This is a genomic window from Polyangiaceae bacterium, assembly GCA_015075635.1.
Taxonomy (GTDB): Bacteria; Myxococcota_A; Polyangia; order Polyangiales; family Polyangiaceae; genus JADJKB01.
The window spans coordinates 445,434-461,172 of the sequence record JABTUA010000001.1; the positions used below are offsets into that span (position 1 = coordinate 445,434).

Consider the following 15,739-nt stretch of genomic DNA (forward strand, 5'->3'; position numbering starts at 1 on the left):
AGGTTGGGACGACCAGAGCACGGAGAGCCGGACGCGCGTGCTCGGGGGCGCGTCGGAAGCGAGATTGCTCCCGGCCTGCGCCTCGACCGGCTGCTCGGCGTGGGCGACCTGGGCGCGGTCTACGCCGCCGACGGCCATCCCCGCGGGAAGATCGCCGTCAAAGTCTTCCATCCCGATCTCTCGACCCACATCAAGAGAGAGCTCTTGCGCTCGCTGGAGCAGGCCGCCCAGGTCGGCCACCCACGCGCCGTCGCTCCCCTAGAAGTCCTGGAGCTCGCGGACGGGTACGCGATCGCCACGCGCCTGATCGGCGGCGAGAGCGCGGCGGCGCTCCATGCACGCCGGCGCGGTCGCATCCCGCCGTCCGAGGCGCTGCGCATCAGCTGCGACGCGCTGGAGCTGATCGGAACGGCGCACGCTCACGGGGTCCGTCACGGCGCGCTCTCGCTCTCTCATCTGCTGCTCGACGACGCTGGCTCGACGCATCTGCTCGGATTCGGGGAGGCACGTCTCAGGGCCGAGCTCGGCCTGGTCCCGGAGCGGAGCTTCACCGCTCCGTGGCACGATCCGCGGACGCCGAATGAAGGCGCGGACCTCTGGGCGATCGCGGCGCTTTTGTTCGTGCTGTCCAGCGGCGTCTTTCCGCGCGACAACGCGGGCAAGCAGCGTTCGCTCGCCAGCGTCACCAAACACGCGCCGGACGCTCTGATCCAGCTGACCGAGCGCGCGATGTCGACGCAGCCCGAGCGGAGGTTTCGCGACGCCGGGACCATGCTGGCGGCGTTTCGCCAGGTCGCGCACACGCGCGAGGTCCAGTACGCGCACCCGCTGGGCAGCGCGCTCGCGGCGGAGTCTGGCAGCCACGCTTGGTTCGATCCGGCCCGCGTCACGCAGCCCCCGCCAATGGATCCGGGGTGGAGCTCGACACCCCCGGCGAGCCCCCACCTGACGCCGCCTTCGCGTCCGGCATCGCTGCCACCGGAGACTCCGCGCTCGCGTTTGGTCCCGACGCTGCCTCCGGTCGAGGACGCGCCGGCCATCTCCGAGAAGCCTCCCGCGCTGCAAGTGGACGTCGTTGGCTCGGCACCCCGCGGCACCACGCCACCCAGCGGTGTGGCGCCGGCGCAGGCGGGTCCCGAGCGCCGCCGCCCCGTGCTCCTGGCAGAGCAAGATCCTTTGGCCTCCTACGACGGCGCCGACCGCGACGCGCTCTCCGCCGAGAGAGACCGGCTGGTAGCGCTGTCCGCCTTCGACTCGGCGCTGTCGCTGGAAGAGGCCTGGAAGGCGGCCCGGAGCTCGCCTGCGTCGACGGAGCGATTCCAAGACTTGGTCGCCGGCGTCACGCGAGCGCTCGCTGGGGACGACGGCGTCAGCGACCTGGCTCTGGAGCTCGCCGCGCTCCGCGCGCCGGATCCGGAGCGACTGGTCCACGTGACCGCCAGCTCGCTCGAAGGCCCCGCCCTCGGTCCGACGCTGGAAGCCTTCGGTCCGGCGCTGCGCGAGCACGTCCAGAGCACGCTGGAGCACGAGCCGCACACGACGCTGCGTTTGCTCCGTTTGCTGCACGACCGCGTCCGCGCGCCGAAGAGCATGCTGGCCGCCGAGCGCGGCCGAGTGCTCGAGGCCGTCGCCGTCCCGGGGGTGGTGCGCGCCCTGTACGCACGGCTCGGTGCCCACGTCTCCGATGCCCACGCGCTGGAGTCGCTGACGTCGCTCTTGCCCGCGCTCGGGCCTACCTTTGCTGCCGAGCTCGCCGTGGCGTTGCCGCAGATCTCGGACATGTCGCTCCAGGCGCAGGTGCTCCATCACCTGGAGGCGGAGCTCTCCGGCCACGAAGCCTCGCTCGGCGAGCTGGCCAAGACCTCGGACGCGCGGCTCGGCATCGAGATCGCGCGCATCCTGTCGCGCATCGACACGCTGGCGGCGCGAGACGCCCTGGCGATGGCGGCCGAGAGCCACCACGCCGTGGTGCGCATCGAAGCGCTGGGCCTCGGCGAAGGCGCCTCGAGCGAGCGGCTCCGGCGAGAGCTCAAGGCCCGACTGGAAGAGGCTTCGGGGACGGCGCGCATCCAGACGCTGCGCGCGCTGGCGGACCACGAGGTGCGCGTCGCGGCGCCGTTCCTCGCGCTGCGACTGAGAGCCTCGAGCTTGGACTCGCTTCCGTTCGAAGAGCGCCGCTCGCTCTTCCACGCGCTCTCCGTGCTGGCGCCGGCCCGCGCGGAGAGCGTCGCCATCGAGCTCCTGGGACACAAGAAGCTGCTCAGCACGGGCGCGCACGAGGAGACGCGAGCGCTGGCCGCGAGCACTCTGGGTGAGATCGCCAGCAGCCAGGAGGCGCTCGACGCGCTCGCCCACCACGCGGAGCGGCACTTCGGCACCAGCGATCGCGTGCGTCACGCCGCGCTCGCTGCCGCCGAGGCGGTGCGCGCGCGTCTGGCCTCGTCCGCACGCGAAACCCACGCGCCGGAGCGGAGGCGCAGGTGAGCGAGGAGGGCGACAGCGTGGTTCCCGATGGCGTCGCCGACGGCGCGTTGGCCCTGGAGCTCTACGCCGCCGCAGTCGTCGCGACCCGGCGCTGCTACGCCGCGCTCGCGCAGGCCAACCCTCCCATGGCGGAGCTCGAGCACGTCGCCGCGTGCGTCGCACGCTCCGCGTCGAACCCGGCGCTCGCGATCACCGTGGCGCTGGCGGCAGCGGCGCGCGACGACGCGGCGCTGGCGGTCCAGTCCGCGTGCCTGGCCGTGCGCGTCGCGCGTCGGGCGTCCACGCGCGAGCAGGACCTGACCGGGATGGCGCTGGCTGCGCTCCTCGTGGACTCGGGACGCGTTCGACTGGCGACCGCCTCGGCGATCGATCTGGACGTGTTCAGCGAGCTGCCCGACTCGCTGAACCACCTGGCCCCCGCGGCCACCGCTGCCCTGGCCGTGGGCGGCGAGCGCTCGCCGCTCAGGGAAGCGGCCGCGCTCACCGCCTTCGAGGTCGCCTGGCTCGAGCGACCACGGCTCGGCGCGCTGTACCAAGGGGAGCACGAGCCGCGGCTCTCGTCGCGCGTGCTGCTCGCGTGTCGCGCTCTCCTCATGCGCACGGCGCCCAGGACCTACGACGCGGAGCTGTCACCGTTCGACGCCCTCCGCGAGCTCGCGTCGAAGCCCGGCGCGGACACCGTCGCCGTGCGGCTCCTGGCGGACGCGATCGGCTACGTTCCGGTCGGGACGGTGGTCGAGCTCGCGAGCGGTGCCTGGGGCGTGGCGGGCCCTCAGCCGGCCGCGGAGCCCGGCCGGCCCGTGCTCTTTGGCCTAGTCGATGCCCGGGGAGCCATCCCCGGTCGCCCGTCGGAGCTCGATGAACGCGAGATCGTCCGGGTGATCACGCCAAAAAGGGCCCATTTCAACCCGGCCTTCCCGCTGGTCGCCGCGCGGAGCCCGGCCGCGAAATAATCCGAGCCCGAGCCGCGAAAGAAGGGCGAGGATGCTCGCCGTCCGGATGGCACCGACCGAGGCCCGAAGGGGACTTCCTGCGCCAGCCGGCGACCTCGGGATCCGGGCCGAAGAGCTCCGCCCCCTGGTACGCGCCGTGGCGGCGAGCGTCCTTCGCGAGAGCCGCATGCACCCGGACGTCGAAGACTGCACGAACGAAACGCTGAAGCGCGCGCTGGAGGGCCAGGAGCGCTTGCGCCCCGGTGAACCGTTGCGTCCCTGGCTGCTGGGCATCGCGCGCCATGTCGCGCTCGACGCGGTCAGGGTCCGAGCCCGCGCGCGCGCGCGCATCGCCCAGCCCACGCCGGACGGCGACGACCCGCTGGACCGGGTCCCGGACTCCACTCCGGGAGTGGACGTGCGACTCGAGCGCGCGCGACGTTTGGCCTCCATCCGGGCGGCGATGGCCGAGCTGCCGGAGGAGCACCGGCGCGCCATCGAGATGTTCCACCTTGACGGCCTCGCCTACCGCGAGATCGCCGCCAAGCTCGACGTGCCCATCGGCACGGTCTGCACCTGGATCTCGCGCGCTCGGCGCGCCATCGCCGACGCCCTGGGGGACGAAGGGAACTTCGCATGAGAAGCGACGACCGACTCTCGGACCAAGTGCTCTGGCAGTCCGACGGACACCTGAGCGAGCTCGCGCTGACCGCGTTCGCCGACGGCGAGCGCGCGCTTCTATCGGCAGCGGCGGAGGAGCACGCCGAGGGTTGCGACGCCTGCACCGCGCGGCTCGGGCAGCTCGCGCTGCTCAGCGTCTCCGTCTCGGAGGCCTTGCTCGAGAACCCGTTGCCGGTGCGCGCCCCGGAGCCCTTCCCGGCCTGGGCGGTCGTGGTCGGCCTGGTGCTGGCCGGTGTCGGCGCTGTCCCCGCGCTCTGGGACCTGCCGCTCTGGCTCACCGAGCTTCCCCGCGCGCTGGTCCAGAGCACGCCGATCGCGCTCCGCGTGCTCGGCTCGTTGATCAAAGCCGCGTCGAACGCGGGTCCGTCGCTGCTCGTGGTCTGGGTGGCCGCGACGCTGGTGCTCGGTTCGTTGGGTTTCTTGGTCGCGCGCCAGGTGCCGCGCCGCACGGAGTGGAAGGGAGCACGCGCATGAATTCTCGTCGAGTCCTCACCGCTGTCGCCGTCCTGTGTCTGGCCGGCACCGCCGGCGCCGAGGTGTTGCGCGAGGGCAACTGGCCCGCAGACGAGCCCAAGGTCTCGCTCTCGGTCAAGGAGCTGCCCCGGGCAGAGGCCGTGAAGCGCCTGGCCCAGAAGGCGGGCTGGAGCGTGGTGATCGAGTCACCGCCGTCGGCGCCGGTGGACGTGGAGGTCAAGGACCAACCGGCGGACAAGGTGCTCGAGCTGCTCTTGTCCGACGCGCGCTACGTGGCCAAGCGCGACGGCAAGCTGATCTCCATCGCGCGCGCCGCCGACGCGCCGGCGCCGGAGCCCACCGTGACCGCCATGGCGGAGCCCGCCCCCGCCCCGAGCGCCGCGGCCGCGCCGGCGCCGAGCCAAGCGCCGCCGGCCGCCAAGGTCGAGGTCGACGAGTCGAAGGCCGAAGATCGCGTCGTGACCGGCGGTAGCACCCGAGTCGAAGCCGGCGAGGTCGTCCACGATCTGGTGGTGATGGGCGGGTCCGCCGAGGTGCACGGAGTCGTTACCGGCGACGTGTCGGTGATGGGCGGCTCCGTGGTGGTGAAGAAGGGCGCGCGGGTGAAGGGCGACGTCAGCGTGGTCGGCGGGTCCTTCGATGCCGAAGACGGCGCCGAGGTCGAAGGCAAGGTCGACGTCGTCGGGGGCAAGGCCCGCCGCGGCGACGGCAACATCGGCATCCAGCTCGGCCGCGGCGACCGCGACAAGAGGCCGACGTTCGTCGATCGCGTCAGCGACTTCGGCGGCAGCGTCACGCGCACCGCGCTCCTGTTCGTGTTCGGCACGGTGCTCCTGGCGCTGGCGACCGGTCGCATGGACGCCATGCAGGGCGAGGTAGCCGCTCGCCCCATGCGGACGTTCGCGCTCGGCATCGTCGGCTCGCTGGTCGCCGCGCTCGCCTTCCTGGCCCTGTGCGTGACCGTCATCGGCATCCCGATCGCCATCGTCGCGCTCCTGCTCGGCGTGATCGGCGCCTACGCCGGCATCTGCGCCACGCTGACCACCATCGGCGCCGCGCTCGCCCACCACAAGAGCAAGAGCCCCTACGTTCACCTGGCCGTCGGCTGCGTCGTGTTCCTGATCGCGTCCTGGCTGCCGTGGATCGGCGGCTTCGTGACGGCGGGGGTGGTGCTCGTCGGCATCGGCGCGCTGATCGCCACGCGCGGGGCCGGCTTCTTCCCCAAGAAGGTGAAGAACGAGGGCCCCTACCGCACCGCCGCAGCCTGAGCCGTGCTACGACTCGGCGCCGCATGGGCGCCGTGGTCGTGGTCGGAATCGGCGAGCTGGGTGCGGTCTTCGCCCGCGGCTTCTTGAAGTCTGGCCACCCCGTGTTCCCGGTGACGCGAAGCACGCGACTGGAGGAGGTCGCGCGCACCGTCCCGGCGCCGGATCTGGCGCTGGTCGCGGTGGGCGAGACGGATCTCGACGGCGTGCTCCGCAGCATGCCTGCGGGCTGGCGGGGGTGCGTGGGGCTCCTTCAGAACGAGCTCCTGCCCGCGAGCTGGCTCGCTCACGACATCGTCGATCCGACGCTGGCCGTGGTGTGGTTCGAGAAGAAGCCGACCAGCCTGCTCAAGGAGCTCTTGCCCACCGTGCTGTTCGGGCCGCGCGCCGACCTGCTCGCAGCCGCGCTCGGCGCCGTCGGTGTCGTCACCCGCACGGTCGAGAGTGAAGCGGAGCTCCTGTTCGAGCTCACGCGCAAGAACCTCTACATCCTGACCACCAACATCGCGGGCATGGAGCAGGGCGGCACTGTGGGCGAGCTCTGGGAACGCCACCGGCCGCTCGCGCTCACGGTGGCAAGGGAAGTGCTCCGGCTGGAGCGCGCCCAGACCGGCGCCGAGCTGGCCGAAGCCCCGCTGCTGGCCGGCCTCGAGGCGGCCATCGCCGCCGACCCCGGGCACGCCTGCACCGGCAGGAGCGCACCAGCGCGCCTCGGCCGCGCACTGTCGAAGGCCGAACGGTTGGGCGTCACCGTCCCGGAGCTCCGGCGCATCGCGGAGCTCCGCCGATGAGCGCGCGAGCCTGGCTGGTGGATCTGGACGGCACGCTCTACACGGCGCGCTGGGTCAAGCTCGCGATGGCGGCGGAGCTGGCCCTGGGCGGCTGGGGCGCGGTGAGCACGCTGCGCCGCTTTCGCCGGGAGCACGAGCTCTTGCGGGACGAGCTCGACCAAGACGTCGAGAGCCCGTTTTCGCTTCAGGTCGAGCGCACCGCCGCCGCGCTCTCGGTCGATCGCGTGCTGGTCGAGCGCCACGTCACGGAGTGGATGATCGAGCGGCCGCAGAAGTGGATCCGACGCTTCAAACGCCAAGGCTTGCTGGACGAGATTTCGAGCTTCCGCGCGGCCGGGGGCAAGACCGCCCTGGTCAGCGACTACCCGGCGAGCGCCAAGCTCGCGGCGCTCGAAGCCTCCGGACTGTTCGACGCAGTGGTCGCCAGCGGCGAAGCGGGTGGCCCGCGCCGGCTCAAGCCCCACCCCGACGGGTACCTGGAGGCCGCGCGCCGCCTGAACGTGCCCCCGAACGAGTGTCTGGTGATCGGCGATCGCGAAGACGCCGACGGCGCCGCCGCGCGCGCGGCGGGCATGGCCTTCCGAAAGGTGTGACGTGGAAGTCGTTCTGCCCATCCTCGCCTACGTCGGCGCTCTCACCGCCATCTTGTGGGCGGTGGCCAAGAAGGGCGCCAACGCGCCCATCGAGCCGAACCCTCCCCGCGAACGCGTGGCACGCGTGTACACGGTAGGGGACAGGGTCCTGGCTCAGGCCGCGAAGCAACACGGCTTGAAGCACGACGTGGACGTCGCCAGCGGGCGGGTCGGGGAGCTGCGGGTGGAGCTCGCCGCAGTGCCGGACGGCACCAGCCCGGTGGAATTCAGGGGCGTCGCTCGCTTCCCGCGCTCCCTCGGCCTCGAGCTCTCGGTGCGAAAGCGCGGCGCGCTCGGCGGGCGCGCCGGCGAGGCTGTCGTCTCCGACGACTTCGATCACGAGTTCCGCGTGGACGCGCTTCACGCCGATCAGGCTCGCGCGCTGCTCGACGGTCCTGCGGGCGAGGCGATGCTGAAGGGCGTCGGCCGCGGCTTCCGGGTCGAGCTCGACGACCACGAGCTGACGATGGCGGTCGGTGCCGACCTCGGCACCGAGCGCGGCGTGGAGGCGGCGAGCTGGCTGGTGCAGACGGCGACCGCGATCTCGGCGGCGCGCGCGAAGCTGCCCCGGCCGGAGCTCCAGCAGCGTGTGCTGGACAGCTTCAGCGACCTGGCGAAGAGCCTGGGCGGCAGAGTGGACGGCGACGTACTGCGCCTGGACTTGGAGGAAGGCGAGCTCACCGCCCACGTGGACCGCGTAGCCGGCAAGCAGTTCCGCACCGGGCTCTGCCTGGTGTTCGCCAGGCCGCTGTCCCTCGACCTCCGGCTGGGGCTCGAGTCCGAGCGCTCGCGCTTCGAGCGCTTCCGCCACAAGGACATCCAGCTCGGAGACCCGAGCTTCGACGAGGTGTTCGTGGTGATGGGCGAACCGGAGGAAGAGGTCCGGGCCGCGCTCGACGAGGCGCTGCGCGAGCAGCTGCTCGCGCTCCACGAGGACGTGAGCGCGCTCAGCTTGTCCCCGACCGAGCTCGAGGTCGCCGTGGACGAAGCGCTGTCGGATCGCGACGCGCTCGGCGACCTGATCGAGCAGCTGACCGGCGTCGCCGGGAGGCTAGCGCCGCAGAAGCGCTCCGGGGCGTATCGTTAGGCCGCGGCGTTGAGCCGCGACGACCACACCGTGACCCGGTTGCGCCCGCCGCGCTTGGAGACGTAGAGGGCCTCGTCGGTGGCCTTGAACAGCGCGTCCCAGTCGCGGCCCGCCGCCGGGAAGGTCGCGACCCCGACCGAGCAGGTGACCTTGAGCGGGCCTTCCGTGCTGTGGAAGGTGGCAGCCTCTATCTCGCTGCGGATGCGCTCCGCCAGGAGCGCCGCCCCCTCCGCGTCGGTCTCCTCGCACACGACCACGAACTCCTCGCCGCCGAAGCGCGCCACCATGTCCGTGTCCCGCTTCGTACGCCTGAGCACGTCGCCGAAGCCGCGGATCACGATGTCGCCGACGTCGTGCCCGTAGTTGTCGTTCACCCGCTTGAAGTGATCCAGGTCGCAGACCAAGACGCTCAGGGGCTTCTTGAAGCGCGTGGAGCTCTTGATCTTCTGCGTCGCCATCTCGACCAGCGCCCGCTTGTTGAACAGGCCCGTGAGCCCGTCGGTGGTCGCCATCTCTTCGAGGCGCTTGAACATCCGGGCGTTGGCCAGCGACACGGCCACGTGGCTGGCCAGGACCTCCAGCGTAGGCCGCACGCTCTCGCCGAAGGCCGCGCGCCGTTGCGAGCCGAGCACCAGCGTACCGAGCGCGCGCTCGTGGACCACCAGCGGCAGCACCAAGAGCGACGGCATCGGGGGCGGCGTCAGCCGGCGCGAGAACACGACCTGTCGCTCCGGATCGTAGTCGCCGCGGTACGGCAGCGGGTGGCGATTCGCGACGACCATGGAAACCAGCCCGGAGTTGTGGCGGAAACGCTGGCCCACCAGCTCGTCCTGCCCATCGCCGCTGACCGCGCAGATCTCGTGCTCTCCCGTGCTCTTGTCGAAGAGCGTGACCACCGCGAAGTCGAAGGCCGTGAACTCCCGCGCTGCTGCCACGCAGGCCTCGATGACCTGCTTCTCGGTGTGGGCGGTGTTGAGCGTGTCCACCGCCCGGTAGAGCTTGCCCTGCTCGATCTTCGCGCGCTCGAGCTGGACGAACACCCGCTCGTTCTCGATGGCCCGCAGCAGGAACACGGTCGCGTTGGCGAGCAGCTCCTCTTCCTGTGCGGTGAAGGGCTCGGGGCTCTCGCGATCCACCACCAGGAGACCCCGGGGATGGCCGTGCTCGACCAGCGGCGCCGCGCACACGGACCCCACCCGAGGGAGCTCGGCGTAATACGGCGTGTGCTGAGCGGCCTTGGCGCCGTGGAGCGAGACCGGCGTGCGCTCGCCCAAGGCCGCGGCGAAGATTCCGTCTTTGGCCGAGAACGGCCCGGGCACGATGCCGTCGTCGCTGGAGGAGATCTCCTGAAGGTGGAGGTTCTGGCCGCCCGAATCCAGCCACAAGAGCACCGCGGTGCGGAGCCCGAGCGTGCGGCGGAGCAGATCGAGCGCGAAGGCCAGCGCCTGGTGGATCTCGTCCACACCCGAGCGGAGCAGCCGCTCCTCCTCGTTGCGAGGCGGAATGGAACCCCGCTCCAGCGCCGCGCTCGGCGCGCCGATCAGTCGGAACGAGCGTGCCGCGTTCTTCATGCGCTCGATCTCGCCCTCGATGTGCAGGCGTGACAGGCGCCGCACCCGGGCGATCTCCGCGCGGAACAGGCTCAGGTTCAAGAACGCGAACAGGCCGACGAAGGCCAGGCTCGGCCAGAACTCCTCCACCCTCTGCCCGAGCCCGATCACCCGCAGCCCGGACTCGAGCAGGATGGTGAAGGCCGCCGTTCCCAGCGCCGCCGGCGGACGCGCGAACGCCGCCGCCACCATCATCAGCGCGTACACCGCCGGGTGGAACGCCCCGTCGAGCTTGCCGGGTGCCTGCGTGACCAGCGCAAAGGAGAGCACGACCAGGTGGGTGAAGAGCTCCAGATCGAGCCGCGTGGTGGCGTCCGGGTCCAGGCGCCGCAGGCGCCGCACTACCGCCAGGGCGATGGCACCGACGAGGAGCGCTCCGACGCACACGTCGTAGACGACGCCCGGCGTCTCCGCGACGCTGTAGACCAGGTAGGCGCCGAAGCCGACGCTGAGCCCGAGCCCCGATGCCTGGTTCAGTGCTCGTTGCGCGCGGAGGGAGACTCGGACGAGCGGATCCATTCGAGCACGCGGCTATCAGACGCGGGCCCTCCCGGCCCACTTTCCGGAGACACGTGCGTCCAAAGCGGTATGCGGCGTTTCGCCCGAGAATGGGCGACAATGCTCGGGCGGTGAAGCCCGGCCTGCGACTCCAGATCCTGATGCTGCTCGGTGGCCTGATGCTCTTGGCCTTCGTGCCGCTGTTCTTCGCCGTGGCGACCTACACGCGGCTGACACTTCAGCAAGTGCGAGAGAGCAGCGCCCGCTCCCTGGGCCGCGCCGTGGCCGGACACGTCGGTGAGGCCCGGAACAAACGCTCGCCCGACCAGCTGTCGGCGCTCCTGGAGGCGGAGATCGGCACCGAGGGCGTCGAGGCCCTGGGCGTCTACGACAAGTCGGGCCAGCCCGTCCTGCGCGTCGGGGACCCCGTCGCGGCGCTCGCGCTCGGCGCCCCGCTCGACGCCACCAGCGAACGAGTGTTCGACGTCACCACCAGCCACGGCAGGGCCATCGCCGTGACCGTCCCGGATGCCCAAGGCGCGGTGGTGGCGGTCGTGCGTACGGACGATCAGTCCGCCCGCGCGGCACCCCTGGTCCGCCTGGTCGGCCTCTACACGCTGGTCGTGGCGCTGGCGCTGCTGGTCCTGGCCTACTTCGCCCTCACGCGGTTGATCGTGCGCCCCCTCGATCAGCTGTCACGCGCCGCCGAGCGCGTGGCGGGCGGTGCGCGGCGGCTGGAGGTCCCGACCCGTGGCGCCCGGGAGCTGGGCGAGCTGGGCGTGAACCTGCGCGCGATGACCGAGAAGCTCATCTCCAACGAGGACGCGCTGCGCAAGCAGATCGACGAGGTCGAGCGCGCCACGCGCCGGCTGAAGGAAGCGCAAGATCGCCTGGTGCGCTCGGAGCGCCTGGCCTCGGTGGGGCGCCTGGCTGCGGGGCTGGCCCACGAGATCGGCAACCCCATCGCGGCGCTGATCGGCATGCAGGAGATCCTCCTCGAAGGCGGGCTGGAGCCGGAGGAGCAGCGCGACTTCTTGCAGCGCATGCGCAAGGAGAGCGAGCGCATCCATCGCATCCTGAAGGACCTCTTGCAGTTCGCGCGCCCCGGGAACAAGCAGGACGAAGACGACGTCAACCCGGGCAGCGTGGAGGCCGCGATCTACGACACCGTGGCGCTGGTCACGCCGCAGAAGTCCCTGCACGACGTGGAGCTCGCCGTGGACGTGTTCCCGGAGCTGCCGCCCGTCGCCCTGAGCCGCGAGCACATGGTGCAGGTCGTGCTGAACCTGGTGCTGAACGCCGCCGACGCTTGCGGACCGGGCGGCAAGGTGAGCTTGCGCGCCAAGCCCGTCGCCACGGGCGTCCGGCTGGAGGTGGAGGACACCGGCCCAGGCGTGGCTGCGGCGGTGCGCGACCGTCTGTTCGAGCCCTTCGTCACCACCAAGGACGTCGGGAAAGGTACGGGCCTGGGCCTGGCGGTGTGCCGCGGGCTGGTCGAAGCGGCCGGAGGCAGCATCGCGCTCGACGAGACCTACACGACCGGCGCCCGCTTCGTCCTCGAGCTGCCCCGGGCCGACGCCGCGACCTCGAGCCGCCGGCCGTGATAGCATCCGAGGTCGGGCTCGGGAGATGCACTCAGGAAACGCCAGGCGCTGCGCGGATCGCGATCCGCTTTTGCCAAACCGGCGAAGGTCGAGTCCGATGCGTCTCGTCACCGCGCTGGTCGCCTCGCTCCTGTTCGTGCCGGTGACGGCTGCGGCGCAGGAGAGCGCGGACACGGCCGCTCAGCTCTACCAGGAGGGAGCCGACCTCGCGTCGCAGGGGAAGTGGGCGGAGGCGCGGGGCAAGTTCCAGTCGGCGGTGGAGCTCCGCGCGACACCCGTGGGTTTGTTCAACCTGGCACAGGCGGAGCGCAACCTGGGGCTCATCGCCAGCGCCAAGCGCCACTTCGTCAGCGCGCGCGCGCTGGCGGAGCGCGAAGGCGCAGACGACGTGCGGCGCCTGGCGGACGACGCGCTCGCCAGCGTGGGACCCCGCGTGCCGCGCTTGCGACTGAAGCTGCCGCCGGACGCCGCGAAGGTCGAAGCGCGCGTGGACGACCGCCCGGTGGAGATCGTCGAAGGCGAGCTCGAGCTCGATCCGGGTCCGCATCGCTTGACCATCTCCGCCGCCGGAGAGAAGCCGTTCGTGCGGCAGTTGCAGGCGGTGGAGGGCGAACGCCAGACGCTGGAGGTGCGCTTCGAGCGGCCGCAGCCTCCCGCGCCGGTGGCCCCCGCGCCCAAGCCGCGGGCGCCCGAGCGCCACGCCAAGACCTCGAACGGACCGCCGGCAGGCGCGCTGATCGTGACCGGTGTCGGCGTCGCCTCGCTGGTCGTGGGTGGTGTGTTCCACCTGCGTCGCAACGAGAAGCTCGACGACGCGGCGGCCGGTTGCACGCGCACCGGCGGGGGCTGGAGCTGCCCACCTGCGCTGGAGAACGACCCGGCGCACCAGGAGCTCAAAGACGACGCGCAGAAGGCAGAGACCTGGCGCAACGTCGCGTTCGGCGTCGGCGCGGGCGCGCTGATCGCCGGCGGCGTGTGGTGGGTGCTCGGCTCGAGCTCGAGCAGCGATGCCCGGCCGGTGGCCGTCGGGATCGACCCTTCGCCGCGCAGCGCGAGCGCGCGCGTGCGCTGGGCGTTCTGAGTCAGCGGCGCGCGCAGGTCGGCTTGCCGGTCACGGGGTCGATCAGGAGCTTGTCCTTCGGACAAGGCGCGACGCGTCGCAGGTTCTTCTTCTCCGGCGGCGCGCTCGAAGCGCTCGGCGCCGGCGCGACCGCACTGCTCGGCGCGGGCTCGAGCGACGGCGTGGCTGTCGGCGCGACCGCGCTCGGCGCGCTCGTCGAGACGGCCTCCACTTCAGGCGCCGCCGAGCGCCGCCAGAGCGTCCCGCCGACGATGCCCACGACGAAGAGCAGCACCACCGAGGCCGCCGCCAGCGCTTGCTTCGGTAGCGCGCGCTTTGGTCCGAGCGCGGCGGGCGTCGCCGCCAGCACTGGCGCGCGCGGTCCGACCACCGCGGTCGTCGCCGTGTCGGAGATCTCGCTGGGCGGGACCTCGCGCGCCACCTTGCGCGAGAGCGTGGCGTCCTCGTCGAAGTCCGCCACCACCGCGCTGGCGCGCTTGGGCAAGAGCGACTCGAGCTCGGCGCCGAGCTCCCGCGCCGAGGCGATGCGCCGCTCGGGATCGCGCTCCAGACAGCGGGCGACGACGGCGTCGAGCCTGGCGTCCGCGCCTTTGACCCAGTCCTTCAGGCGAGGGATGGGCGCGTGCAGCACGGCACCGACCACGGCATAGGCCGTGGTGCCCTCGAAGGGCAGGCGCCCAGCGACCATCTCGAAGAGCAGCACGCCGAGCGCCCAGAGGTCGGTGCGTTGATCGACGTCGCGGCTGCCCTCCGCCTGCTCCGGGCTCATGTAGGCCGGTGTGCCGATCGGCGAGCCGGTCACCGTGGCCGACGGGCTCTCCTGCGCGAGCAGCTTGCTGACGCCGAAGTCGAGCACCTTGACCACCCGGCCGTGGCCCGCGTCCTCGTGCAGGAACACGTTGGCCGGCTTCAGATCGCGGTGCACGACGCCGGCCGCGTGCGCCGCGGCGAGCGCCGCCGCCACCTCCGCGCCGACTGCCGCGGCGCGCGTCGAGTCCAGCGCTCCGCGCCGGTCCAGGAGCTCTGCCAGGCTCTCGCCCTTGAGCAGCTCCATCACCAGGTAGGGATCTCCTTCCTCCGTCTCCCCGACGTCGTAGACCTCGATCACGTTCGGGTGCTCGAGCCGCCCCGCGACGCTGGCCTCACGCAGCATGCGCTCGCGGAGCTCCGGCAGGATCTCGCTCTCGCCTCGCACGAGCTTCAGAGCGAACGAGCGTTGGGTGCGCAAGTTCAGCGCTTCCCACACCGCCCCCATGCCGCCTTCTCCCAGGCAGCGCACCAGGCGGTACTTGTTCGAGATCACGCTCCCGGGTCCCATCACGGCGCCTCTCCGGATTTGTCCGGAAGCCGACAGGGACGTACCCGATTTCGGCCAACTCGGATAATATGTCATCCATCATGGATTGGCAGCTTCGGCCGCTGCTGCTGGCTTGTCTGGGTTTCGCGTGCACGCCCGACGCCTTCGACTACGGCGAAGGCGCAGCGGGTGCCTCGAGCTGCCACGAAGACGGCTGCAAGGACCCGTGCCCGCCCGGCACGAAGGAAGGCCCGAGCGGGAGCTGCGAGCCGGCCTGCGGGGCGTGGCAGGCGAGCCTCTCCATCCCGTCACCTGGTGCCTTGGTCGCGGCCGCCGCCAGAGTGTACGCAGTGGGTACGAGCGACGACGACGACGGTCGGCCTGCGCAAGGCTTGGTGCAGCCGGTGGACGCCTGCGGCGGCACGCTGGCGGACGCCATCCTACCGCTGTCCGACAAGGGCTCGTCGCTCGGCGCCGCCGCGGCAAACGGGGACGTGCTGGTGCTAGCCGGCGCGAACGAAGGCCAGATGTCGCTGGCGGAGCTCGAGCTCGGAACCGGCACCGCGAAGGCCACGCACGCGCTCGGCTCGCTGCCGCCGGACTCGGTGGTGAACGACGTGTCAGCGAGCGGCGCCGGGGCCTGGGCCGTGGGCAGCTCCAAGACCAGCGGCGCCTGGTTCGCTCGACTCTCGTCCGGCGCCGCCTGCTCGGCGCTCGCGAGCGGAGCCACGAGCGCCACCGCGGTCGCAGCGCTCTCGGACGGCGCGCTGCTCGTGCTCGAGCTCGGCGGCAAGCTGCGCGTGGCCCGGGTGGGCGCCGGCGGCTGCGGCGCTCCCAGCTTCACCTCGCCGGAGCTCGCGCTGCCCGGCGCCGACTCCGCGAGCGCGCGAGATCTCCTGGTCATCGACTCGTCGGCATACCTGGTCGGCCACGCACGGGCCGGCGCCGGGGAGCCGTTCGGCTTCGTGGCTCGGCTCGACGTTTCGAGCGGCGCCGTCGAGAAGCTCGCACGCTGGGATCCCGGTCCGGGAGCAGAGGCGCTCCACGCCGTGGTCGCGGTCGGCTCGCGACTCTACGCCGGCGGGGTGAGCGGAGCCGCGCTCCCCGACGACGAAGCGAGCGGCAACGCCGGCGTCGTCGCCTGGGCTCTGCCTCTGGAGAACGACGCCGCTCCGATCTGGACCGAACAGCTGAAGGCGAGGCGCGTGCGCGGCCTGGCCGAGAACGGCAGCTCCCTGTTCGCGCTGGCCTCGACCAGCACCGGAGTCTCCACCCTGGTGAGCTTCGCGCTCGCGGACTGAGC

General features: G+C 72.0%; 13 protein-coding genes. 11 read left to right on the forward strand and 2 right to left on the reverse strand.

What is annotated here, in order from left to right; all coding sequences use genetic code 11:
• The first annotated feature begins 3 nt into the window (after positions 1–3).
• The 8 genes from HS104_02065 to HS104_02100 are packed head-to-tail and all read left to right on the forward strand — an operon-like array spanning position 4 to position 8,346.
• Complete coding sequence (locus HS104_02065; GenBank protein ID MBE7478762.1) at positions 4–2,484, forward strand: hypothetical protein; 2,481 nt, start codon at positions 4–6, stop codon at positions 2,482–2,484.
• Positions 2,481–3,437: a hypothetical protein gene (locus HS104_02070; GenBank protein ID MBE7478763.1), complete on the forward strand. Its 957-nt coding sequence runs from the start codon at positions 2,481–2,483 to the stop codon at positions 3,435–3,437. The genes HS104_02065 and HS104_02070 overlap by 4 nt, the downstream gene beginning before the upstream one ends.
• A 31-nt stretch (positions 3,438–3,468) precedes the next feature.
• Complete coding sequence (locus HS104_02075; protein MBE7478764.1) at positions 3,469–4,056, forward strand: sigma-70 family RNA polymerase sigma factor; 588 nt, start codon at positions 3,469–3,471, stop codon at positions 4,054–4,056.
• Positions 4,053–4,571: a hypothetical protein gene (locus HS104_02080; GenBank protein MBE7478765.1), complete on the forward strand. Its 519-nt coding sequence runs from the start codon at positions 4,053–4,055 to the stop codon at positions 4,569–4,571. Before HS104_02075 ends, HS104_02080 begins: the two co-directional genes overlap by 4 nt.
• Entirely contained in the window at positions 4,568–5,839 is a 1,272-nt protein-coding gene (locus tag HS104_02085) for a hypothetical protein (GenBank protein ID MBE7478766.1), read from the forward strand. Before HS104_02080 ends, HS104_02085 begins: the two co-directional genes overlap by 4 nt.
• A gap of 23 nt (positions 5,840–5,862) precedes the next feature.
• Positions 5,863–6,627, forward strand: a complete 765-nt coding sequence (locus HS104_02090) for a hypothetical protein (protein ID MBE7478767.1) — start codon at positions 5,863–5,865, stop codon at positions 6,625–6,627.
• Entirely contained in the window at positions 6,624–7,220 is a 597-nt protein-coding gene (locus tag HS104_02095) for an HAD family hydrolase (protein ID MBE7478768.1), read from the forward strand. The genes HS104_02090 and HS104_02095 overlap by 4 nt, the downstream gene beginning before the upstream one ends.
• Before the next feature lies 1 nt (position 7,221).
• Positions 7,222–8,346, forward strand: coding sequence for a hypothetical protein (locus HS104_02100; GenBank protein ID MBE7478769.1), 1,125 nt, complete (start codon positions 7,222–7,224; stop codon positions 8,344–8,346).
• Here the strand turns inward: HS104_02100 and HS104_02105 are convergent.
• The gene (locus HS104_02105) at positions 8,343–10,475 is read right to left on the reverse strand and encodes a diguanylate cyclase (GenBank protein ID MBE7478770.1); all 2,133 of its coding nucleotides are present in this window, start codon (positions 10,473–10,475) and stop codon (positions 8,343–8,345) included. The two genes, HS104_02100 and HS104_02105, sit on opposite strands and share 4 nt — an antisense overlap.
• Before the next feature lie 110 nt (positions 10,476–10,585).
• On the opposite strand from HS104_02105, the gene HS104_02110 reads away from it, so the two are divergent.
• Positions 10,586–12,058 (forward strand): HAMP domain-containing histidine kinase, encoded by a 1,473-nt coding sequence (locus HS104_02110; GenBank protein ID MBE7478771.1) that lies wholly within the window; start codon positions 10,586–10,588, stop codon positions 12,056–12,058.
• Positions 12,059–12,155: 97 nt separating this feature from the next.
• On the forward strand, positions 12,156–13,139 hold the full coding sequence (locus HS104_02115) for a hypothetical protein (GenBank protein MBE7478772.1): 984 nt from the start codon (positions 12,156–12,158) through the stop codon (positions 13,137–13,139).
• A gap of 1 nt (position 13,140) precedes the next feature.
• On the opposite strand, the gene HS104_02120 is transcribed toward HS104_02115, so the two are convergent.
• A complete protein-coding gene (locus tag HS104_02120; GenBank protein ID MBE7478773.1) occupies positions 13,141–14,457 on the reverse strand; it encodes a serine/threonine protein kinase in 1,317 nt (438 codons plus the stop codon).
• 80 nt (positions 14,458–14,537) lie between these two features.
• On the opposite strand from HS104_02120, the gene HS104_02125 reads away from it, so the two are divergent.
• On the forward strand, positions 14,538–15,737 hold the full coding sequence (locus HS104_02125) for a hypothetical protein (GenBank protein ID MBE7478774.1): 1,200 nt from the start codon (positions 14,538–14,540) through the stop codon (positions 15,735–15,737).
• The last annotated feature ends 2 nt before the right edge of the window (positions 15,738–15,739 follow it).